The organism is Pseudomonas cremoricolorata DSM 17059 = NBRC 16634 (genome assembly GCF_000425745.1).
Classification (GTDB): domain Bacteria; phylum Pseudomonadota; class Gammaproteobacteria; order Pseudomonadales; family Pseudomonadaceae; genus Aquipseudomonas; species Aquipseudomonas cremoricolorata.
Window position 1 is genome coordinate 127,593 of record NZ_AUEA01000010.1, and the last position, 20,362, is coordinate 147,954.

Annotated in this window: 22 protein-coding genes; 18 read left to right on the forward strand and 4 right to left on the reverse strand. The window is 64.7% G+C overall.

The window, feature by feature from the left end; genetic code table 11:
* Window positions 1-34: 34 nt before the first annotated feature.
* From mpl to H618_RS0113160, 3 genes are read left to right on the forward strand one after another with little or no spacing between them, the layout of a single operon-like run.
* Complete coding sequence (gene mpl / locus H618_RS0113150) at window positions 35-1,384, forward strand: UDP-N-acetylmuramate:L-alanyl-gamma-D-glutamyl-meso-diaminopimelate ligase (RefSeq protein ID WP_028695495.1); 1,350 nt, start codon at window positions 35-37, stop codon at window positions 1,382-1,384.
* Entirely contained in the window at window positions 1,381-2,010 is a 630-nt protein-coding gene (ubiX, locus tag H618_RS0113155) for a flavin prenyltransferase UbiX (protein WP_028695496.1), read from the forward strand. The genes mpl and ubiX overlap by 4 nt, the downstream gene beginning before the upstream one ends.
* Window positions 2,007-2,291, forward strand: a complete 285-nt coding sequence (locus H618_RS0113160; protein ID WP_050577312.1) for a YceK/YidQ family lipoprotein — start codon at window positions 2,007-2,009, stop codon at window positions 2,289-2,291. The genes ubiX and H618_RS0113160 overlap by 4 nt, the downstream gene beginning before the upstream one ends.
* A 20-nt stretch (window positions 2,292-2,311) precedes the next feature.
* On the opposite strand, the gene H618_RS0113165 is transcribed toward H618_RS0113160, so the two are convergent.
* Both H618_RS0113165 and H618_RS0113170 read right to left on the reverse strand, forming a co-directional pair.
* On the reverse strand, window positions 2,312-2,953 hold the full coding sequence (locus H618_RS0113165; RefSeq protein WP_028695498.1) for an oxidoreductase: 642 nt from the start codon (window positions 2,951-2,953) through the stop codon (window positions 2,312-2,314).
* A 26-nt stretch (window positions 2,954-2,979) separates the two neighbouring features.
* Complete coding sequence (locus H618_RS0113170; protein ID WP_028695499.1) at window positions 2,980-4,713, reverse strand: C13 family peptidase; 1,734 nt, start codon at window positions 4,711-4,713, stop codon at window positions 2,980-2,982.
* Between the two features lie 183 nt (window positions 4,714-4,896).
* Between H618_RS0113170 and H618_RS0113175 the strand changes: the two genes are divergently transcribed.
* The 3 genes from H618_RS0113175 to H618_RS0113185 are packed head-to-tail and all read left to right on the forward strand — an operon-like array spanning window position 4,897 to window position 6,572.
* The gene (locus H618_RS0113175) at window positions 4,897-5,259 is read left to right on the forward strand and encodes a CidA/LrgA family protein (protein ID WP_028695500.1); all 363 of its coding nucleotides are present in this window, start codon (window positions 4,897-4,899) and stop codon (window positions 5,257-5,259) included.
* Window positions 5,256-5,972, forward strand: coding sequence for an LrgB family protein (locus H618_RS0113180; protein ID WP_028695501.1), 717 nt, complete (start codon window positions 5,256-5,258; stop codon window positions 5,970-5,972). The genes H618_RS0113175 and H618_RS0113180 overlap by 4 nt, the downstream gene beginning before the upstream one ends.
* Before the next feature lie 9 nt (window positions 5,973-5,981).
* Window positions 5,982-6,572 carry an LON peptidase substrate-binding domain-containing protein gene (locus tag H618_RS0113185; protein ID WP_028695502.1) on the forward strand — a complete coding sequence of 197 codons (591 nt, stop codon included), beginning with the start codon at window positions 5,982-5,984 and terminating at the stop codon, window positions 6,570-6,572.
* Between the two features lie 12 nt (window positions 6,573-6,584).
* Here the strand turns inward: H618_RS0113185 and H618_RS0113190 are convergent, their stop codons facing one another.
* Both H618_RS0113190 and H618_RS0113195 read right to left on the reverse strand, forming a co-directional pair.
* Entirely contained in the window at window positions 6,585-7,901 is a 1,317-nt protein-coding gene (locus H618_RS0113190; protein WP_028695503.1) for a bifunctional DedA family/phosphatase PAP2 family protein, read from the reverse strand.
* A gap of 4 nt (window positions 7,902-7,905) precedes the next feature.
* Complete coding sequence (locus H618_RS0113195) at window positions 7,906-8,601, reverse strand: DNA-3-methyladenine glycosylase (protein WP_028695504.1); 696 nt, start codon at window positions 8,599-8,601, stop codon at window positions 7,906-7,908.
* Window positions 8,602-8,910: 309 nt separating this feature from the next.
* Here H618_RS0113195 and H618_RS0113200 point away from each other — a divergent pair, with 309 nt between their 5' ends.
* From H618_RS0113200 to lipA, 12 genes are all read left to right on the forward strand, one after another.
* Complete coding sequence (locus H618_RS0113200) at window positions 8,911-10,182, forward strand: glutamate-5-semialdehyde dehydrogenase (RefSeq protein ID WP_028695505.1); 1,272 nt, start codon at window positions 8,911-8,913, stop codon at window positions 10,180-10,182.
* Between the two features lies 1 nt (window position 10,183).
* The gene (gene nadD / locus H618_RS0113205) at window positions 10,184-10,843 is read left to right on the forward strand and encodes a nicotinate-nucleotide adenylyltransferase (RefSeq protein ID WP_028695506.1); all 660 of its coding nucleotides are present in this window, start codon (window positions 10,184-10,186) and stop codon (window positions 10,841-10,843) included.
* 44 nt (window positions 10,844-10,887) lie between these two features.
* Entirely contained in the window at window positions 10,888-11,310 is a 423-nt protein-coding gene (rsfS, locus tag H618_RS0113210) for a ribosome silencing factor (RefSeq protein ID WP_028695507.1), read from the forward strand.
* Window positions 11,311-11,319: 9 nt separating this feature from the next.
* Window positions 11,320-11,787, forward strand: coding sequence for a 23S rRNA (pseudouridine(1915)-N(3))-methyltransferase RlmH (gene rlmH / locus H618_RS0113215; RefSeq protein WP_028695508.1), 468 nt, complete (start codon window positions 11,320-11,322; stop codon window positions 11,785-11,787).
* A 17-nt stretch (window positions 11,788-11,804) separates the two neighbouring features.
* Window positions 11,805-13,697 (forward strand): penicillin-binding protein 2, encoded by a 1,893-nt coding sequence (gene mrdA, locus H618_RS0113220; RefSeq protein WP_028695509.1) that lies wholly within the window; start codon window positions 11,805-11,807, stop codon window positions 13,695-13,697.
* A gap of 38 nt (window positions 13,698-13,735) precedes the next feature.
* The gene (gene rodA / locus H618_RS0113225; RefSeq protein ID WP_050577315.1) at window positions 13,736-14,839 is read left to right on the forward strand and encodes a rod shape-determining protein RodA; all 1,104 of its coding nucleotides are present in this window, start codon (window positions 13,736-13,738) and stop codon (window positions 14,837-14,839) included.
* A 17-nt stretch (window positions 14,840-14,856) separates the two neighbouring features.
* Window positions 14,857-15,867, forward strand: a complete 1,011-nt coding sequence (gene mltB, locus H618_RS0113230; RefSeq protein ID WP_028695511.1) for a lytic murein transglycosylase B — start codon at window positions 14,857-14,859, stop codon at window positions 15,865-15,867.
* Window positions 15,868-16,878, forward strand: a complete 1,011-nt coding sequence (locus H618_RS0113235) for a septal ring lytic transglycosylase RlpA family protein (RefSeq protein WP_028695512.1) — start codon at window positions 15,868-15,870, stop codon at window positions 16,876-16,878.
* A 177-nt stretch (window positions 16,879-17,055) separates the two neighbouring features.
* Window positions 17,056-18,216: a D-alanyl-D-alanine carboxypeptidase family protein gene (locus H618_RS0113240; RefSeq protein ID WP_028695513.1), complete on the forward strand. Its 1,161-nt coding sequence runs from the start codon at window positions 17,056-17,058 to the stop codon at window positions 18,214-18,216.
* 73 nt (window positions 18,217-18,289) lie between these two features.
* Window positions 18,290-18,565 (forward strand): DUF493 domain-containing protein, encoded by a 276-nt coding sequence (locus tag H618_RS0113245; RefSeq protein WP_028695514.1) that lies wholly within the window; start codon window positions 18,290-18,292, stop codon window positions 18,563-18,565.
* Window positions 18,565-19,212 carry a lipoyl(octanoyl) transferase LipB gene (lipB, locus tag H618_RS0113250; protein WP_028695515.1) on the forward strand — a complete coding sequence of 216 codons (648 nt, stop codon included), beginning with the start codon at window positions 18,565-18,567 and terminating at the stop codon, window positions 19,210-19,212. The genes H618_RS0113245 and lipB overlap by 1 nt, the downstream gene beginning before the upstream one ends.
* 2 nt (window positions 19,213-19,214) lie before the next feature.
* Entirely contained in the window at window positions 19,215-20,231 is a 1,017-nt protein-coding gene (gene lipA / locus H618_RS0113255) for a lipoyl synthase (protein WP_033727674.1), read from the forward strand.
* Window positions 20,232-20,362: the final 131 nt, after the last annotated feature.

Here is a 20,362-nt window from a genome sequence, read left to right on the forward strand (position 1 = left end):
GGCTACCCTGCCTCGACGTTTTGCGAGGTCGATCATGCACATTCATATTCTTGGTATTTGCGGCACTTTCATGGGCTCGTTGGCCGTGCTGGCCAAGGCGCTTGGCCACCATGTCACCGGCTCCGACGCCAATGTCTACCCGCCCATGAGCACCCAGCTCGAAGCTCAGGGCATAGAACTGACCCAAGGCTACGACCCTGCGCAAATGCAGCCGGCGCCCGACCTGGTTGTCATCGGCAACGCCATGTCGCGCGGCAACCCGGCCGTGGAGTACGTGCTCAACAAGGGCCTGCCTTACGTGTCGGGGCCGCAGTGGCTGGCCGATCACGTGCTGCAAGGCCGCTGGGTACTGGCCGTCGCCGGCACTCACGGCAAGACCACCACCAGCAGCATGCTGGCCTGGGTGCTGGAGCATGCCGGCATGAGCCCGGGCTTTCTCATCGGCGGTGTGCCGCAGAACTTCGCGGTGTCGGCGCGTCTGGGCGACACGCCGTTCTTCGTGGTCGAGGCCGACGAATACGACAGCGCGTTCTTCGACAAGCGCTCGAAGTTCGTCCACTACCATCCGCGCACGGCGATTCTGAACAACCTGGAATTCGACCACGCTGACATCTTCCCCGACCTGCCGGCCATCGAGCGGCAGTTCCATCACCTGGTGCGCACCATCCCCAGCGAAGGCCTGGTGATTCATCCCACCAGCGAACCTGCGCTGGCGCGGGTCATCGACATGGGCTGCTGGACTCCGGTGCAGACCACCGGCGAAGGCGGACAATGGCAGGCGCGCCTGCTCAGCGCCGACGGCTCGCGCTTCGAAGTGCTGTTCGACGGTGAGGTCCAGGGCGTGGTGCAGTGGCCATTGACCGGCCAGCACAACGTCGCCAACGCCCTGGCTACCCTGGCCGCGGCGCGCCATGTGGGCGTGGTGCCAGCCATGGGCATCGAAGGCCTGAGCGCCTTCAAGAGCGTCAAGCGGCGCATGGAAACCGTCGCCCAGGTGCACGGCGTGACCATCTACGACGACTTCGCCCACCATCCCACCGCCATCGCCACCACCCTCGACGGCTTGCGCAAGCGCGTCGGTGAAGCGCCGGTGATCGCCATCATCGAACCGCGTTCCAACTCGATGAAGCTCGGCGCCCATCGCGATGGCTTGCCAGAAAGCGTCAACGACGCCGATCAGGTGATCTGGTACGCCCCGGCCAACCTCGGTTGGGACCTGGCCGCCACCGCCGAACAGTGCAGCGTACCGTCGGTAGTGGCAGACAGCCTCGAAGCGATCATCGAGCGGGTCAAGGGCCAGGCACGACCCGGCACCCACGTGGTGATCATGAGCAACGGCGGCTTCGGCGGCCTGCACGGCAAGCTGGCCGAGGCGCTGCAGTGAGCGGCCCCGAGCGCATCACCCTAGCGATGACAGGGGCCTCCGGCGCGCAATACGGCCTGCGTCTGCTCGATTGCCTGGTGCGCGAAGAGCGCGAGGTGCACTTCCTGATTTCCAAGGCCGCGCAGTTGGTCATGGCCACGGAAACCGATGTGCAGTTGCCGGCCAAACCGCAGGCTGCGCAGATGTTTCTCACCGAATACACCGGCGCGGCGGCCGGGCAGATTCGTGTGTATGGCAAGGAAGACTGGATGTCGCCGGTGGCCTCCGGCTCCGGTGCTCCGGCGGCGATGGTGGTGGTGCCGTGTTCGACCGGCACGCTGTCGGCCATCGCCACCGGCGCCTGCAACAACCTGATCGAGCGCGCCGCCGATGTGACCTTGAAGGAGCGTCGGCAGCTGATTCTGGTGCCGCGCGAGGCACCGTTCTCGACCATACACCTGGAGAACATGCTCAAGCTGTCGCAGATGGGCGCGGTCATCCTGCCAGCGGCACCGGGCTTCTATCACCAGCCGCAGACCATCGACGATCTGGTCGATTTCGTCGTGGCGCGGATTCTCAACCTGCTGGATATCCCCCAGGACATGCTGCCGCGCTGGGGCGAGCATCACATCGGCGGAGAAGAGTGAAAGCCGCTCTGGTGTTCGGCGTGCTGGCGCTGCTGGGCGGTTGCGCCACGGTCAGCACCTTGGACGCCAACAAGCCCGGCGCGCCGGTGGTGTATGCCGGCACCCGCCTGAACCTCTATACGCTGCAAGGCGGTTGCTGCGCCGAAGAGCGCTTCGGCACCGCCGGCCCCCGCTGGCCGGCGCTCGACCTGCCCGGTAGCGCTGTGCTGGATACCTTGCTGCTGCCGTTGTCGTTGCCGATGGCGGCAGGTGCGTATAGCCAGGTGAGCGGTGGGTTGTAGGGCAGTCCAGGTCGCAAACCTCACTTACCCAAGCGCCGCAGATCATCCGACTCGACCACCCGCACGCCAGGCTCTTCCTCCAGCGCCAGACGCCACAGGGCGCGGGCCAGGGCCAGGGCTTCGATGCCTTTGTACTTGCCGGGAATCAACCGCGACAGCGGCGCGGCCAGGCGCTCGGCGAGTCTTGGCTGGGCGCGTTCGCCGAGCAGCAACGAGGGGCGGACGATGGTCAGTTGCGGCCAGTCCTGTTGCTGCAACGCCTGTTCCATTTCCCCTTTGATGCGGTTGTAGAACACCGATGACCCAGGGTCGGCGCCAATGGCGCTGATTACCAGCAGGTGCCGTGCACCCAAGGCCCGCGCGCGCTGGGCAAAGGCCACCACCAGGTCGAGGTCGACGGCGCGAAACGCTGATTCCGAGCCGGCCTGCTTGATCGTGGAGCCCAGGCAGCAAAAGGCGATGTCGATCGGGCCGTCGAGCTGCGCGAGCAGTGCCGACACCTCGCCGACCGGATTTTCCAGATGCGGATGCTCGGCGAGCGGCTTGCGGGTCGGCGCCAACACGCGGGTGATGGTCGGCTCACTGAGCAGACGGTCGAGCAGGTGTTCGCCAGTCAGGCCGGTGGCGCCTGCGAGCAGCACGTGCTGAGGAGTCAGATACATGGTGTCCCTCCTTGTTTACATCCAGCTTAGTGGCTCTGTGAGCGTTTTTCCTTTGCCGGGCCCGTTACTTGCGCCTGTTCGCCCAGCGCCTGTTCGGCTTGCTGGCGGCGCAGGCGTTGCCAGTGTTCAAGCACCGCAGCGGGCGCCCAGAGCTGAGGTTCGGAGGCTTCGAAGCCTTCGCGCTGTTCTCGTTCGGCAACGCTGGCGCGGGCCAGTTCAAACGCCTGTTCGAGGTCGTCGGTCTGGTTCAGCGCCTGGGCGAACAGGGCATCGCCGAAATAGGTGAAGTCAGCTTCTTCCGAGCAGCCGAACGAGACCCGATCAGGCCGCGCCGCAGTCATGATCAGGGTGTGGGCGTCTTTCAACGGTTCGATGTAGCCGCCCGAATAGCAGGCCGAGATGACGATGACCTTGTTGCGTTTTTTTAGCGGTGCCAGGGCGCTGACCAGTTCGTCGGCGGTGAGGTCGGCCAGTTGCAGGCGCGGTTGGTCGAGCACCAACTGGTGGTCGGCGCTGCCGTGAGTGGTCAGGTAGATGAACAGCAGGTCGTCGGCGTCGCTGCGTTCGGCCAGGGTCTGCGCGGCGCGGCTGATGCTCTCGCGGGTGGCCATGGGGCGCGTGTTCATGCTGTCGCGGTGATTGACCAACGTGACTTGCCCGCTGGCGCCGAAGCGCACCTTGAGCAGGTTGCTGACGTAATCGGCCTCACGCATGAACACACTCTGTTGCCCGTCGCCCGCCACCACCAGGCTGTACAGCTGCACCGCTTTGTCCGAGGGCGGCACGAGCGCCAGCGCGTCGTCGAGCAAGCGACCTTGATCGAGCAGGGCCAGATCCAGCGGGTCGGGCAACGCGTGGCCCTGGTCATCGCGCACGCGCACGCCATTGCGCCACAGCCCCGCTTCGACACGGCCGTCAGCGTGGGTCAGGCGACCCTGGCCCTGGTACGCATCATTATCGAAGCCGCCGCGGTAGTGGCTGCCGTCGGGCAGTTGCAGGTGGCCCTTGCCGGCAAAGCGCCAGTCGCGGAACTGGCCTTTGTAATGGCTGCCATCGGCGCCGAGCAATTCGCCGTCACCGACCAGCGCGCCATCCTTGAAGGTGCCGATCCAGACATCGCCGTCGGCATTTTCATAACGGCCACGGCCTTGCAGGCGGTTGTCCTTGAATTCGCCGATGTACTGCTCGCCCTCGACGCTGTCGAATGTGCCGCTGCCTTGCAACTGGCCGTCGACGAAGGTGCCGCTGAACTGGTTGCCGCTGGCGTCGCTGCGCACGCCGGCGCCATTGGGTTTGCCCTGGCTGAACAGGCCCTGGTAGCGGCTGCCGTCGGCCATCTGCAACTCGCCGGCGCCTTGGTATTGATCGTCCTTGAATTGCCCACGGTAGAGCTGGTCGTTCTGCTTGAGGGTGCCTTCACCAGAGCGCCGCCCGCCCTCGAAGGTGCCGCTGTAGTGGCTACCCGGGGTGGTCAGATCGCCCAGGCCATGGAACAGCCCGCCCTTGAACTGGCCGCGATACACCTCGCCGTGGCTGCCGTGCCATTCCCCGTCGCCCTGCCATTGGCCATCGTGAAAGCCGCCCTGATAGAAACTGCCGTTGGGGTAGTCGATACGCCCCTGGCCCTGCAGCAGGCCATTGACCACCTCGCCGCGATAGCGGCCGCCATCAGGCAGGCGAGCATCGGGTGGCGACAGCGGCTCGCCTTCGCCGCAGGCAGCGAGCAGCAGAATCAAGGCGAGTGGCAGCAATGGGCGCATGGACGGTATCCGGGGACGGCAAACCGGCGAGTATGGGGCTGGCTGCGCACGTGCTTCAAGCGTCAGCGGGCGGGTCAACGGCGTTGGCCGATCGCTGGCAGTCGCTGCCTGCGTTCAGCCTGCACCTTGCAGCATGCTGTGCGCAGCTTGCTTAATAGGCGCAATTGCCTGGAGGAGGTTCGTATGCTGTTGCGTGGATTGACCTGGCTGGTGCTGTTCCAACTGCTCGGTACGGCGATCAATCACCTGCTGTTGCCCATGCTGCCGGGGCCGATCATTGGTCTGCTGTTGCTGCTCGCCTGGTTGATCAGCCGCGGCGAAGTGGCCCAGCCGCTGAGCGAGGCCTCGTCCAGCCTGCTGCGCTACCTGCCATTGCTGCTGGTGCCACCAGCGGTGGGGGTGATGGTCTACGCCAAGGACATCGCCGCCGATTTCTGGGCCATCGTCGGTGCGCTGGTGCTGTCGTGCCTGCTGACCCTGGTACTGGTCGGTGTGCTGATGCAAAAGCTCATCCATCGCCAGGCCGCACGCAAGGAGCAGCCATGAACCCGGACTGGCAAGGCGCGCTGGATGCGGTGGTGCATCATCCGCTGTTCGGCATCGGCATCACCTTGGGCGCCTATCAACTGGCGGTGGCGGCCTACGACAAGACCCGCTGGATCTTCCTGCAACCGGTGCTGGTGTCGATGCTGCTGGTGATCGGCGTACTGCTGCTGTGCGGCATTCACTACCCCGAATACCGCAAGAGCACGGAAATCCTCAACATCCTCCTGGGCCCGGCCACGGTCGCCCTGGCTGTGCCGCTGTACCTGAACCTGCGGCGCATTCGCCAGCTGTTCTGGCCGACCTTTACTACGCTGGTGATCGGTGGCGTGTTCGCCACCGTGGCCTGTGTGGCGCTGGGCTACTGGTTCGGCGCCGAACACATGATTCTGATGACCATGGCGCCGAAGTCTGTGACCTCACCGATTGCCATGCTGGTGGCCGAGCAGATCGGCGGCGTGGCGGCATTGGCGGCGGTGTTCGTGCTGATCACCGGGGTGCTGGGGGCGATCTTCGGCCCGGCCTTGCTCGACCGCTTCGGGGTCACCAGCCCGGAGGCGCGCGGCATGTCGCTGGGTGTCACCGCCCATGCGGTGGGCACCTCGGTGGCGCTGCAAGAGAGTGATGAATGTGGTGCATTCGCCGCGTTGGCGATGAGCCTGATGGGCGTGGCGACCGCGGTGTTCCTGCCGCTGGCCGTCAGCGTGATTGCTTGAGGAGGGAAAATGACCTTACCGCTGTTTCCGCTCAATACCGTGCTGTTCCCGGGCTGCCTGCTCGATTTGCAGATCTTCGAGGCGCGCTACCTGGACATGATCGGCCGCTGCATGAAACAGGGTGAAGGCTTTGGCGTGGTGTGCATCCATGAGGGCGAGCAGGTCGGCCAGGCGCCGGCAGGCATCGCCAGCATCGGCTGCGAGGCGCTGATCCGTGACTTCGTGCAGCAGGACAATGGCCTGCTGGGCATTCGCGTCGAAGGGGCCCGGCGTTTCAAGGTGGGGCACACCGAGGTGCAGAAGGACCAACTGCTGCTCGGCGAGCCGAACTGGTTGAGCGAGCACGCCGACAGCGCCTTGGGCGAAGAAGACGACGACCTGCTCGCCCTGCTGCTGGCGCTGGGTGAACATCCGATGGTCAAGGCGCTGGACATGCCGCTGGCGATCACCGGGCGGCAGGCGTTGGCCAATCAGCTCGGTTACTTGCTGCCGTTCCCCGAGCAGGACAAGCTCGACTTGCTGGCGATCGACTCGCCCGAGCAGCGCCTGGATGAAATCCAGCGGCTGCTCGAACGTTTGCAGGGCGAGCTGTTCGACTGAGCCAGGGCTGTCTCAGTACTGGTAGCGCGCCACCGCATCGGGCAAGGCATACAGAGCGAAGAAGCCCAGTAGCGCAACGCAGGCGGGCAACACCAGCCACCAGACCCGCAGCGGCATGGTCGGCAATGGCTGGCGATGCTGCACCAGGGTCAGGCTGAGGGCGCAGACGCAGCACGCCAGCAGCGCGCCGGCGAGAATGTCGGTCGGCCAGTGCGCGCCCAGGTAAACCCGCGACAAGGCAATCGACAGCGCCGGTATGCAGCCCAGCAATACCCATGTCAGACGCATGCGTGGCGGCTGGCCGCGGCCCGCGAGCACCGCCAGCACCAGGAAGAATGCGAACGACGCCGAACTGTGGCCGCTGGGCATGCTGTAGCTGGTCAGGGGATCGGTGAGCACTTCCGGGCGAGCGCGGGCGAACAGCCACTTCAGCGTGCCGTTGCCGATCGCCGTGCCAATCAGCGCGGCGCCGGCGAACAGCGCATGGCGCCATTGCCGCATCAGCAGCAACAGGCCGGTCAGCAGCCCGCCAAGAAAGAACTGGGTACGGAAATCGCCCAGCCGCGTGACCAGCACCACGGCGCCATCCAGGGCCTGGCTGCGGTGTTCCTGCACCAGGGTCATCACGCCCTGATCGAAGTCGTGCAGCCACGGCCAGCCGAGAAATAGCGCAATCAACGTTGCCAGGCACAGGCCGCTGATCATCCGCGTGCCGTAGCGGCGGTCGCGGATGCTGCTGTTCAGGCTCAGGCCCAGCAGCAGCGCAAGGCCCGCGGCAACCACCCCGGCCTGGGGCCAGAAGTGCTCCGGCAAGGGCAGGCGCATTGCCGCACCGGTGGCCCAGCCCGGCAGCAGGTAGGCTGCCGACCACCCGGCTGCGGCCACCAGGCTGACGGCGATGAAGCGCGGCAGCGGCATGTCGAACATGCCGGCCACCATCGGCAGCATGGGCCGCAACGGGCCGATGAAGCGCCCGACCAGCAGGCTGGCGATGCCATAGCGGTGGAAGTAGGTTTCCGCGCCGCCGATCCACTCCGGGTGACTGCGCAGCAGCGGCAGGCGGCGGATGTTCTGGTGGAAATACTTGCCGATGGCGTAGGACATTGCGTCGCCCAAGAGCCCGCCGAGGAAGCCCAGCAGCAGCGTATGGCCCAGGCTCAGCGCACCGCTGCCGGCGGCCACGGCAACGCCGAACAACAGCACCGTGCCGGGGACGATGATGCCGGCAATCGCCAGGCATTCGATGCAGGCGATGATGAAGATCGCGACGCCCAGCCACTCGGGGTTGGCGCTGAGCCAGACGGTGAGGCTGTCGAGCCATTGGCCCATGGTTTCAGCTTCCTTGTTGTTTCAGGAGGAAAAAGTCTCGGCCTTCGACTTGGCCCCGACGCAGTGGGTTCCGTGTGCAGAACCGCGCGTACTGGGCGTCGACGAAGCGGTAGGGAAGGTGTTCGTCGCGGCCCTGGGGAATGCCCAGACGGGTGGTCTGGATCACCTCCGGCACGGGGTTGGCGCAGTCCTCGACGTACAGCCGCTGCGCGTCGAAGCGTTGCGCGTCCCACTCCGGCACTTTCAGGCCCAGGGCTCGGCACAGCAGGGTCTGGCCGGCACACAGGCGCTCGGCCGGGCGCACGTTGCCGCTGGCGTCGGGATTGTTCAGTTGCATGCGCGCCAGGCTGTTGGCGTCGCTGCGCGCATCCAGCCACGGGTAGGCCGCTTTGATCAGCACCGCGTTGCCGGGGCCCTGGGCGCTGAAGTTCAGCGAATCGCCGCCGCGGGCGTAATACATGTAGATATGCCCGCCATCGAGAAACAGCGCCTTGCGTTTCTCGGTGAAGCCCAGCGAGGCGTGGCTGCCCTTGTCGCTGAGGTAATAGGCTTCGGTTTCGATGATGCGCGCGGCCAGCCACAGGCCGTTCTGGCGATGACGAATGACCTTGCCGAGCAGGTCCTTGGCGACGGTCTGCGCATCACGGTCGAAGAAGGTATCGGGCAGCGCCGGGTAGGGCGAAGGGGCGGGCTGGGTCATGCGGGCGATCGGTCCGGATGAAAAGACCGCGAGCATAGCAATGAATCGGCCAGCGGTGGCTGAATCGCCGCTGTCCGAGGCGCCCCCTGAGGGGGTTCAACGCAACGCCGTTGCCAGGCGCCAGGCGAGTGGTGACGCGGCATGAGCAGCTTCGGCGGTGGAAAACAATCAGAACAATCCGATACCACCGGTTACATCTTTCCTACATTCAGAAGTACACATCCACTACCATCCGCCTCCCACCGCTGGGCGTATACCGGCGCGCCAGTTATAATCGGCCGATTTCCCCTTCGCCAAGACACCGAACCCATGACTGAGTCCGTTCTTGACTACATGACCCGCCTGGGTCGCGCCGCCCGCCAGGCGTCGCGGGTCATCGGCCGTGCCAGCACCGCGCAGAAGAACCGCGCCCTGCATGCCGCCGCTGATGCCCTGGACGCTGCCCGTGACGAGCTCACCGCCGCCAACGAGCAAGACCTCGCCGCCGGTCGCGCCAATGGTCTTGAGCCCGCGTTGCTCGACCGTCTGGCGCTGACCCCGGCGCGCATCGACGGCATGATCACCGGCCTGCGCCAGGTCGCGGCATTGCCCGACCCGGTCGGCGCGATCCGCGACATGAGCTACCGGCCCTCGGGCATCCAGGTCGGCAAGATGCGCGTACCGCTGGGGGTCATCGGCATCATCTACGAGTCACGCCCGAACGTGACCATCGACGCCGCCAGCCTGTGCCTGAAGTCGGGTAACGCGACCATTCTGCGTGGCGGCTCGGAAGCCATTCATTCCAACCGCGCCGTTGCCCGCTGCATTCAGCGTGGCCTGGCCGCCGCCGACCTGCCGGCCGCCGTGGTGCAGGTGGTGGAAACCACCGACCGCGAAGCCGTTGGCGCGTTGATAAGCATGCCCGAGTACGTCGATGTCATCGTCCCGCGCGGTGGCCGTGGCCTGATCGAGCGCATCAGCCGCGACGCCCGCGTGCCGGTGATCAAGCACCTCGACGGCATCTGCCATGTCTACGTCGCCGAACATGCCGAGCTGGACAAGGCCCAGCGCATCGCGCTCAACGCCAAGACCTACCGCTACGGCATCTGCGGCGCCATGGAAACGCTGCTGGTCGACCAGCGCGTGGCCGCGGCTTTCCTGCCGTCGATGGCCGAGGCGCTGCTGGCCAAGGGCGTCGAGCTGCGCGGCTGCGAGCGCACCCAGGCGCTGATCGACGTGCTGCCGGCCAGCGAACAGGACTGGCACACCGAGTACCTGGCGCCGATCCTGTCGATTCGCGTGGTCGAGGGCCTGGAGCAGGCCATTGAGCACATCAATCATTACGGCTCGCACCACACCGATGCCATCGTCACCGAACACCAGGGTCAGGCCCGTCAGTTCATGACCGAAGTAGATTCCGCTTCGGTCATGCTCAATGCGCCGACCTGCTTCGCCGATGGCTTCGAGTATGGCCTGGGCGCCGAGATCGGCATTTCCACCGACAAGCTGCATGCGCGCGGTCCAGTGGGCCTGGAAGGGCTGACCTGCGAGAAGTACGTGGTGGTGGGCGACGGTCAACTGCGCGGTCAGGAGCCGTGCTGATTTGACCCAGCCCCCGGCAGCCCGGCGCATCGGCATTCTCGGCGGTACGTTCGATCCGGTGCACATCGGCCACTTGCGCAGCGCGCTGGAAGTGGTCGAGCTGATGCAACTGGACGAACTGCGCCTGCTGCCCAACGCTAGACCGCCGCACCGCGAGACCCCGCAGGTCACCGCGCAGCAGCGTCTGGCCATGGTCTGCGGTGCGGTCGAGGGCGCGGCGCCGTTGCGCGTCGATGCCCGTGAGCTGGCCCGCGACAAACCGTCCTACACCATCGACACCCTGGAGTCGTTGCGCGCCGAGCTGGGCGCTGACGATCAGCTATTCATGGTGCTGGGCTGGGATGCCTTTTGCGGGCTGCCCAGTTGGCATCGCTGGGAAGAATTGCTGCAACACTGTCACATCCTGGTGCTGCAACGCCCGGATGCCGATGTCGAACCTCCTTTTGAGCTGCGCAACCTGCTGGCTGCACGCTCCGAGAGCGATCCCACCGCCATGTCCGGCCCGGCGGGAAACATTTCGTTCGTCTGGCAGACACCGCTTGCGGTGTCCGCCACGCAGATCCGACAGCTGCTGGCCAGCGGCAAGTCGGTGCGGTTCCTGGTGCCGGACGCAGTACTGGCCTACATAGAGGCGCACGACCTGTATCGTGCGTCTAACTGAAGGTGCCAACAGGCACCTCACTCAACACGTTGAACGAGTTTTATATGACCAAGCAGAAAATCCACGGCGAAGAACTGGTCGAGCTGACCAAGGCCGCGCTGGAAGACGTCAAGGCCCAGGACATCCAGGTGATCGACGTGCGCGACAAGCACAGCCTCACCGACTACATGATCATCGCCACCGGTACTTCCAACCGGCAGATCAACGCAATGCTGGAAAAGGTCCGTGAAGCGGTCAAGGCCAAGGGCGCACAGCCTTTGGGCGAAGAAGGCAAGGGCGACAGCGACTGGGTGCTGCTCGACCTCAACGACGTCATCGTGCACATGATGACCGCCGCTGCCCGTCAGTTCTACGACCTCGAGCGTCTGTGGGTCGGTGCCGAGCAGAGCCGCGCCGCCGATGGCAAGCACCACAGCCCGGAAAACGCCACCCACGACTACTTCGAAAAGCTCAAGGACCGGGAATAGGTCTGCGCCGTGCGTCTGCGTCTGATCGCGGTCGGTTCGCGCATGCCCAAGTGGGTCGAGGAAGGCTGGCACGAGTACGCCAAGCGCCTGCCTGCGGAAATGGCCCTGGAACTGGTGGAAATCCCGCTCAACACCCGCGGCAAGAATGCCGATGTCACCCGCCTGATTCGTCAGGAGGGCGACGCCATGTTGAGCAAGGTGCAGCCCGGTGAGCGCATCGTCACTCTCGAAGTCCATGGCAAGCCGTGGAGCACCGAGCAGTTGGCCGGTGAGCTGGACCGCTGGCGGCTGGATGCGCGTACCGTCAATTTGATGGTCGGTGGGCCGGAGGGCCTCGCGCCGCAAGTGTGCGCGCGGGCCGAGCAGCGCTGGTCGCTGTCGCCGCTGACCTTGCCGCACCCGTTGGTAAGGATACTGATCGGCGAGCAGATCTACCGCGCCTGGACCGTGTTGTCCGGGCATCCCTACCACAAATGAGCCTGTAAGCCTGACCGATGTCGCAGCCGATCCGCCTCAAGGACCACGAGAAAGACGCCCGTCTGGTGCGCAACCGCGTCGTGGTCGGTGCTGTGGCAATCATGCTGCTCATCTGCGTATTGATCGTTCGGCTGTATTACCTGCAGGTCATCCAGTACGACTATCACTCGACGCTGTCGGAAAACAATCGGGTGCACGTGCAGCCGATTCCGCCGACACGCGGGCTGATCTACGACCGCAACGGCGTGATCATCGCCGACAACCGGCCCAGCTTCAGCCTCAGCATGACCCGCGAGCGCGCCGGCAGTGACTGGCAGCAGGTGCTCGACACCATCGTCGAGGTGCTCAAGCTCAGCGAAGACGACCGCGTGCTATTCGAGAAGCGTATGCGCCAGGGGCGCCGGCCGTTCGAGCCGGTGCCGATTCTGTTCGAACTCAACGAAGACCAGATCGCCCGCATTGCGGTGAACCAGTTCCGCCTGCCCGGGGTGGAAGTGGTCGCGCAACTGGTTCGCCATTACCCCCAGGGCGCGCATTTCGCCCATTCGGTCGGCTATGTCGGGCGTATCAACGAGAAAGAGCTCAAGACCCTCGATCCGGTCAACTACAGTGGCACCCACCACATCGGCAAGACCGGCATCGAGCGCTTCTACGAAGACTCGTTGCACGGCCAGGTGGGCTACGAAGAGGTCGAGACCAACGCCCGCGGACGTGTTCTGCGTGTGCTGAAACGCACTGACCCCAAGCCTGGCAAGGACATCGTCCTGAGCCTGGACATCAAGCTGCAAGAGGCCGCCGAAGCGGCGCTGGGCGGTCGCCGTGGCGCGGTGGTGGCGCTCGACCCGCGCACCGGCGAGGTGCTGGCGATGGTCAGCCAGCCAAGCTTCGACCCCAACCTGTTCGTCACCGGCATCAGCTTCAAGGCCTACGCCGAGCTGCGCGATTCGATCGACCGCCCGCTGTTCAACCGCGTGCTGCGCGGGCTGTATCCGCCGGGCTCGACCATCAAGCCGGCGGTGGCCATCGCCGGTCTCGACAGCGGCGTGGTCAACGCCGGCAGTCGGGTGTTCGACCCCGGCTACTACCAGTTGCCCAACTACGACCACAAGTACCGCAACTGGAACCGCAGCGGCGACGGCTGGGTCGACCTGGACGCGGCGATCATGCGTTCCAATGACACCTATTTCTACGATCTGGCGCACAAGATGGGCATCGATCGGCTGTCGTCCTACATGAACAAGTTCGGCATCGGCCAGCGTGTTTCGCTGGACATGTTCGAAGAGTCCGCCGGACTGATGCCGTCCCGTGAATGGAAGCGCGCTACCCGTCGTCAGGCCTGGTTCCCCGGTGAAACCCTGATTCTTGGTATCGGCCAGGGCTACATGCAGGCCACGCCGCTGCAACTGGCCCAGGCCACGGCGCTGATCGCCAACAAGGGTGTGTGGAATCGTCCGCACCTGGCCAAGACCATCGAAGGTCAGCCACCGGTGGACGAAAACCCCATGGAGGATATCGTCCTGCGTGACAAGTCCGACTGGGCCAAGGTCACCCACGGCATGGAGCAGGTGATGCACAACGCCCGTGGCACTGCGCGCAAGGCCGCGCTCGGCGCGCAGTACCGCATCGCCGGCAAGAGCGGTACGGCCCAGGTCGTCGCCATTCGCCAGGGCGAGAAGTACGACCGCAACAAACTGCAGGAACGCCACCGCGACCATGCCCTGTTCGTCGCCTTCGCCCCGGCGGAGAAGCCTGAGATCGTCATTTCGGTGATGGTCGAGAACGGCGAATCCGGCTCTGGCGTCGCAGCGCCTGTAGTCCGTCAGATCATGGATGCCTGGCTGCTCGATGAAAACGGCCGGCTCAAGTCCGGCGCCGTGCCTGCCACCGTTGCCGAGGAGACGGCCCCGTGATGAACAATTTCGACCGGATGCTCTCCAGCGAAGACGTGATGCGCCGCCGCGCCAGCTTCCTGCAACGCATCCACATCGATGGGCCGTTGCTGCTCATCCTCCTGACCCTGGCCGCCGGCAGCCTGTTCGTGCTGTATTCGGCCAGTGGCAAGAACTGGGACTTGCTGCTCAAGCAGGCGACGTCCTTCGGCCTGGGCCTGGGCTCGATGTTCATCATCGCCCAGCTCGAACCGCGCTTCATGGCCCGTTGGGTGCCGCTGGCTTACCTGTTCGGCGTGCTGCTGCTGGTGGTGGTCGACGTCATGGGCCACAACGCCATGGGCGCCACGCGCTGGATCAACATCCCCGGGGTGATCCGCTTCCAGCCCTCGGAATTCATGAAGATCATCATGCCGGCGACGCTGGCCTGGTACCTGTCCAAGCGCACCTTGCCGCCCCATCTCAAGCACGTGCTGATCAGCCTGGTGCTGATCGGTGTGCCGTTCATTCTCATCGTGCGCCAGCCCGACCTCGGCACCGCGCTGCTGATTCTTGCCGGGGGCGCCTTCGTGCTGTTCATGGGCGGCCTGCGCTGGCGCTGGATCATCAGCGTGCTGACCGCGGCCGTGCCGGTGGCGGTGGGCATGTGGTTCTTCGTCATGCACGACTACCAGAAGCAGCGCGTGCTGACCTTCCTCGACCCGGAAAGCGATCCGCTCGGCACCGGCTGGAACATCATTCAGTCGAAGGCGGCCATCGGTTCGGGCGGGGTGTTCGGCAAGGGCTGGCTGCTCGGCACCCAGTCGCACCTGGACTTTCTGCCCGAGAGCCACACCGACTTCATCATCGCCGTGCTCGGCGAGGAATTCGGCCTGGTGGGTATCTGCCTGTTGCTGATCATCTACCTGCTGCTGATCGGCCGCGGGCTGATGATCACCGCCCAGGCGCAGACCCTGTTCGGCAAACTGCTGGCCGGCAGTCTGACCATGACCTTCTTCGTGTACGTGTTCGTCAATATCGGTATGGTGAGCGGCTTGCTGCCAGTGGTGGGGGTGCCGTTGCCCTTCATCAGCTATGGCGGAACTTCGTTGGTGACGCTGCTGTCAGCGTTTGGCGTTTTGATGTCGATCCACACGCACCGCAAGTGGATCGCGCAGGTTTGAATAAGGTGATCAATTTCATGCAAGTCGTGCGCGGCTGGGCCGCTCGTTGGGTGCCGTGGATCGGTGCCTTGGGGTTGCTTGGCGCTGTCCAGCAAGCCAATGCCGGCGATTACGATGGCTCGCCGCAGGTGGCCGAGTTCGTCGCCGAGATGACCCGCGACCACGGCTTCGCCAGCGAGCAGCTGTTCGACGTGTTCGCCGAGGTGCAGCGCAAGCAGTCGATTCTCGACGCCATTTCGCGCCCGGCCGAGCGGGTCAAGCCGTGGAAGGAATACCGGCCGATGTTCCTCACCGACGCGCGCATCGCCCGCGGTGTCGACTTCTGGCGCCAGCACGAGGCCGTGCTGGCCCGTGCCGAGCAGGAGTACGGCGTGCCGGCGCAAGTGATCGTGGCGATCATCGGCGTCGAGACCTTCTTCGGTCGCAACACCGGCAACTTCCGCGTGATCGACGCACTGTCGACCCTGGGCTTCGATTACCCGCCGCGGGCGCAGTTCTTCCGCAAGGAACTGCGTGAATACCTGCTGCTGGCCCGCGAGCAGCAAGTCGACCCGCTGACCCTCAAGGGCTCCTACGCCGGTGCCATGGGCCTGCCGCAGTTCATGCCGAGCAGCTTCCGCGCCTACGCGGTGGATTTCGACGGCGACGGCCACATCAACATCTGGAACAACCCGGACGATGCCATCGGCAGCGTCGCCAGTTACTTCAAGCGTCACGGCTGGGTGGCCGGCGAAGGCGTGGTCAGCCGTGCCCAGGTCAGTGGCGATCGCTTCGAGCAAGGCGTCACCCAGGGCATCGAGCCGGCCAGCACGGTGGCTCAGTTGCGAGCGCTGGGCTGGTCGAGTCATGATGCGCTGCCAGGCGATCTGCCGGTCACCGCGTTCCGCCTCGAAGGCGACAACGGCGCGGAATACTGGATGGGCCTGAAGAACTTCTACGCGATCACTCGCTACAACCGCAGCGTGATGTATGCCATGGCGGTGCATCAGCTTTCCGAGCAGCTGGTCAAGGCACGAGGCGTCAACTAAATGCGCGATTTTTTCCAAGCGAACACCTTGAAGCTGGTCTGCTGCCTGGCCGCTGCGCTGGTGCTGAGCAGTTGCTCGTCGAGTCGTCCGACCGCGAGCAAGCCCAAGCAAAGCGGCGACATCGTGCGCTCGCAGCCGGGCTTGGACATCAACCGCGCGCACAAGGATGGCGCGCCGTGGTGGGATGTGGACGTCAACAAGATTCCCGACGCCACGCCGACCCTGCACACCGGCAACTACAAGGCCAACCCGTACACGGTACTGGGCAAGACCTACTACCCCATCCAGCAGTCGAGCAACTACCGCGCCGAGGGCACGGCCTCGTGGTATGGCACCAAGTTCCATGGCCAGAACACCGCCAACGGCGAGGTCTATGACCTCTACGGCATGAGCGCGGCGCACAAGACCCTGCCACTGCCGGCCTATGTTCGGGTGACCAACCTGGACAACCAGCGCAGCGTGATCCTGCGGGTCAACGACCGCGGGCCGTTCTACTCCGACCGCATCATCGACCTGTCCTACGCGGCGGCGAAGAAGCTTGGCTATGCCGAAACCGGCACCGCCCGGGTGCGCGTCGAGGGTATCGATCCGCAGCAGTGGTGGGCCCAGCGTGGCCGCCCGGCGCCGCTGGTGCTCAAGGAGCCGCAGGTGGCGCAGACCCAGCCGCTTCCGGCCAGCACCGGAGCCGTCGAGCAGTGGACGCCGCCGCCGCAACAGCACGCCGCACCCGTGGTGCCTGTGCAGGTCGGCGGCAACGCTGGGCCGGCCAACAGCGGGGCGATGTTCCTGCAGGTCGGCGCCTTCGCCAACCCGGATGCCGCCGAGCTGCTGCGCTCGAAACTGAGCACCATGGTCAGCGCGCCGGTGTTCATCAGCTCGATCGTGCGTAACCAGCAAACCTTGCACCGGGTTCGCCTGGGGCCGATCAACAGTCAGGGCGAAGTGCAGCAGATGCAGGACAGCGTGCGCCTGGCCAATCTCGGTCAGGCCAAGCTGGTCAGCGCCGACTGAGCGCATCTGTAGGTTTTGTCATGAATCGGCGGGCAGGGCCATGTACAATGGCCGTTTTTGCCCGCCAGACCCTGGGCCCAGGCCCCGGGCGTGAACATTGATGTGGGGGCGTGGTCTGGATAGCCGAGATTACCCGGTCCACGAAACATCAGACCCTTAGCGATTTACGAGAGACGGATGAACATCACCAAAATAGCCAAACGCCTGTGCCTGCCCGTGCTGCTGATGATCATGCCTGCTGCCTTCGCGGCAGAGCAGATGATGCCAGCACCGCCGCAACTGGCCGCCAAATCCTACGTGCTGATGGACGCCTCCAGCGGCAACGTGCTGGTCGAGAACAACGGTGACGAGCGCCTGCCGCCCGCCAGCCTGACCAAACTGATGACCGCCTACATCGCCACACTCGACATCCGTCGCGGGCAGATCGGCGAGAACGATCCGGTCACCGTCAGCGAAAACGCCTGGCGCACCGGTGGTTCGCGCATGTTCATCAAGGTCGGCACCCAGGTCAGCGTCAGCGACCTGCTGCACGGCATCATCATTCAGTCGGGTAACGACGCCTCGGTGGCGCTCTCCGAGCACATCGCCGGCAGCGAAGATGCTTTCGCCGACATGATGAACAAGACCGCTGCCGACCTGGGCATGAGCAACAGCCACTTCATGAACCCGACCGGCCTGCCGCACCCCGAGCACTACTCCTCGGCGCACGACATGGCCGTGCTGGCCCGGGCGATCATCAACGAAGATCCGGCGCACTACGCGATCTACTCGCAGAAAGAGTTCTTCTGGAACAACATCAAGCAGCCGAACCGCAACCTGCTGCTGTGGCGTGACAAGACCGTCGACGGCCTGAAAACCGGCCACACCGAAGAGGCCGGCTACTGCATGGTGTCCTCGGCAGTGCGTGACGGCCAGCGTCTGATCGCCGTGGTGTTCGGCACCAACAGCGAGCAATCTCGCGCTGCCGAAACGCAGAAACTGCTGACCTACGGCTTCCGCTTCTTCGAAACCCAGACCTTCTATCAGAAAGGTACCGAACTGGCCCAGGCGCCGGTGTGGAAGGGTGCTACCTCGCAGGTCAAGGCCGGCCTGGCCAACGACCTGACCATGACCATGCCCAAAGGCCAGCTCAAGCGCCTGCAGGCTTCGATGACCATCAACCCGCAGCTCACCGCGCCTATCGCGCAAGGTGACGTGATCGGTAAAGTGGAAGTCAAACTGGACGAGAAAGTGGTCCACAGCGCCGACCTGATCGCCCTCGAGCCGGTCGAGGAAGGTGGTTTCATCCGTCGTATGTGGGATAGCATTCGGCTATTCTTCTATGGCTTGTTCAACTGATACGTGACCCGGCAAGCCCCCGCCCACCCGCGGGGGTTTTGTTGTTGCCACGGCTTACGAGGCCGTTACTGCCATGAGCGAAGCAGACGTCAAGTCGCACAAAATCGAATTCCCCTGCGCCGACTATCCGATCAAGGTGATCGGTGACACCGTGGTCAATTTCCGCGACACGGTGATCGAAATTCTCAAGAAGCACGCCGAAGTCGACCTCTCGACTCTGGCCGAGCGGCAGAGCAAGGAAGGCAAGTACACCACCGTGCAGCTGCATATCGTCGCCACCAGCGAAGATCAGCTGCACGACATCAACAGCGCCCTGCGTGCCACCGGCATCGTGAAAATGGTGCTCTGATGCACGCGTGCCTGGGTTTTCGCGAGCTTGGTCTACAGCCCTATGAACCGGTGCTGGAAGCCATGCGGCGTTTTACCGGGCAGCGTGACGCGACGATTCAGGATGAAGTCTGGCTGGTCGAGCACACCCCGGTGTTCACCCAGGGCCAGGCGGGCAAGCCCGAGCACCTGCTGTTGCCGGGCGACATTCCGTTGGTGCAGACCGAGCGCGGCGGCCAGGTGACCTACCACGGCCCCGGGCAACTGGTGGCCTACTTGCTGCTCGACGTGCGCCGCCGCGGCATTGGCGTGCGCGAACTGGTCAGCCGCATCGAGCGCAGCCTGGTCGACCTGCTCGCCAGTTTCGGTGTGCAAGCGGCGGCCAGGCCCGATGCCCCCGGGGTGTACGTCGACGGGGCGAAGATCGCCTCGCTGGGGCTGCGCATCCGTAACGGTTGCTCGTTCCATGGCTTGGCGCTGAACGTCGACATGGACCTGGCGCCGTTTCGCCGCATCAATCCCTGTGGCTATGCCGGGCTGGTCATGACCCAGCTGAGCGAGCACACAGGCCCGATCGAACTCGACGAGGTCAGGACGAGGCTGCGTGAACAGCTGGTCAGACACCTCGACTACGCAGAGCAGACGACCCTCACGGGCGGAATCGACTGAATATGACAACTGTGCAAGAAGCCGTGCCGAACCTCATCGCCACCACCGACGTGACGCCGCGTCCGGCGCCCAAGAAAGTCGAAGCCGGCGTCAAGCTGCGCGGTGCCGAGAAGGTTGCGCGGATTCCGGTGAAGATCATCCCCACCGACGAATTGCCGAAGAAGCCCGACTGGATTCGTGTGCGCATTCCGGTATCGCCGGAGGTCGACCGCATCAAGCAATTGCTGCGCAAGCACAAGCTGCACAGTGTCTGCGAAGAAGCCTCTTGCCCGAACCTGGGTGAGTGCTTCTCGGGCGGCACGGCCACCTTCATGATCATGGGCGACATCTGCACCCGTCGTTGCCCGTTCTGCGACGTCGGTCATGGCCGGCCCAAGGCGCTGGATGCCGACGAGCCGAAGAACCTGGCCGTGGCCATCGCCGACCTGCGCCTCAAGTACGTGGTGATCACCTCGGTCGACCGCGACGACCTGCGCGACGGCGGTGCCCAGCACTTCGCCGACTGCATTCGCGAAATCCGCGCGCTGTCACCGGGCGTGCAGTTGGAAACCCTGGTGCCGGACTACCGCGGGCGCATGGACGTGGCGCTGGCCATTACCGCCGCCGAGCCGCCGGATGTGTTCAACCATAACCTGGAAACCGTGCCACGCCTGTACAAGGCGGCGCGTCCGGGTTCGGACTACGACTGGTCGCTCGACCTGCTGCAGAAATTCAAGCAGCTGGTGCCGCATGTGCCGACCAAGTCCGGCCTGATGCTGGGCCTGGGTGAAACCGACGAAGAGGTCATCGAGGTCATGCACCGCATGCGCGAACATGACATCGACATGCTCACCCTCGGCCAGTACCTGCAACCGTCGCGCAGCCACCTGCCGGTGCAGCGCTTCGTGCACCCGGACACCTTCGCCTGGTTCGCCGAGGAAGGTTACAAGATGGGCTTCAAGAACGTGGCTTCCGGGCCGCTGGTACGTTCCTCGTACCACGCCGACCAGCAGGCGCACGAAGCCAAGATCAAGCTTTGACGCCAGGCTGAGTCCACGACGCCGATGCGCGCCGAACAGGCGCCATCGGCTTTTTTATGGGGTAAGCCTTACCCGATGGGGCAGGGCGTTCATCCATGCCTAAGGTGACCGCCCCTGTCTAGCAAGGAGTC

What these genes read in the sequence shown, in the direction of transcription:
- H618_RS0113235 (WP_028695512.1), top strand. Translation starts at nt 15,868, where the DNA reads ATGCGCGATTTTTTCCAAGCGAACACCTTGAAGCTGGTCTGCTGCCTG.
- H618_RS0113190 (WP_028695503.1), bottom strand. Translation starts at nt 7,901, where the DNA reads ATGGGCCAATGGCTCGACAGCCTCACCGTCTGGCTCAGCGCCAACCCC.
- H618_RS0113180 (WP_028695501.1), top strand. Translation starts at nt 5,256, where the DNA reads ATGAACCCGGACTGGCAAGGCGCGCTGGATGCGGTGGTGCATCATCCG.
- mltB (WP_028695511.1), top strand. Translation starts at nt 14,857, where the DNA reads ATGCAAGTCGTGCGCGGCTGGGCCGCTCGTTGGGTGCCGTGGATCGGT.
- mpl (WP_028695495.1), top strand. Translation starts at nt 35, where the DNA reads ATGCACATTCATATTCTTGGTATTTGCGGCACTTTCATGGGCTCGTTG.
- rodA (WP_050577315.1), top strand. Translation starts at nt 13,736, where the DNA reads ATGCGCCGCCGCGCCAGCTTCCTGCAACGCATCCACATCGATGGGCCG.
- H618_RS0113175 (WP_028695500.1), top strand. Translation starts at nt 4,897, where the DNA reads ATGCTGTTGCGTGGATTGACCTGGCTGGTGCTGTTCCAACTGCTCGGT.
- lipB (WP_028695515.1), top strand. Translation starts at nt 18,565, where the DNA reads ATGCACGCGTGCCTGGGTTTTCGCGAGCTTGGTCTACAGCCCTATGAA.
- H618_RS0113195 (WP_028695504.1), bottom strand. Translation starts at nt 8,601, where the DNA reads ATGACCCAGCCCGCCCCTTCGCCCTACCCGGCGCTGCCCGATACCTTC.
- H618_RS0113240 (WP_028695513.1), top strand. Translation starts at nt 17,056, where the DNA reads ATGAACATCACCAAAATAGCCAAACGCCTGTGCCTGCCCGTGCTGCTG.
- lipA (WP_033727674.1), top strand. Translation starts at nt 19,215, where the DNA reads ATGACAACTGTGCAAGAAGCCGTGCCGAACCTCATCGCCACCACCGAC.
- mrdA (WP_028695509.1), top strand. Translation starts at nt 11,805, where the DNA reads ATGTCGCAGCCGATCCGCCTCAAGGACCACGAGAAAGACGCCCGTCTG.
- H618_RS0113200 (WP_028695505.1), top strand. Translation starts at nt 8,911, where the DNA reads ATGACTGAGTCCGTTCTTGACTACATGACCCGCCTGGGTCGCGCCGCC.
- H618_RS0113245 (WP_028695514.1), top strand. Translation starts at nt 18,290, where the DNA reads ATGAGCGAAGCAGACGTCAAGTCGCACAAAATCGAATTCCCCTGCGCC.
- H618_RS0113170 (WP_028695499.1), bottom strand. Translation starts at nt 4,713, where the DNA reads ATGCGCCCATTGCTGCCACTCGCCTTGATTCTGCTGCTCGCTGCCTGC.
- rsfS (WP_028695507.1), top strand. Translation starts at nt 10,888, where the DNA reads ATGACCAAGCAGAAAATCCACGGCGAAGAACTGGTCGAGCTGACCAAG.
- H618_RS0113165 (WP_028695498.1), bottom strand. Translation starts at nt 2,953, where the DNA reads ATGTATCTGACTCCTCAGCACGTGCTGCTCGCAGGCGCCACCGGCCTG.
- H618_RS0113185 (WP_028695502.1), top strand. Translation starts at nt 5,982, where the DNA reads ATGACCTTACCGCTGTTTCCGCTCAATACCGTGCTGTTCCCGGGCTGC.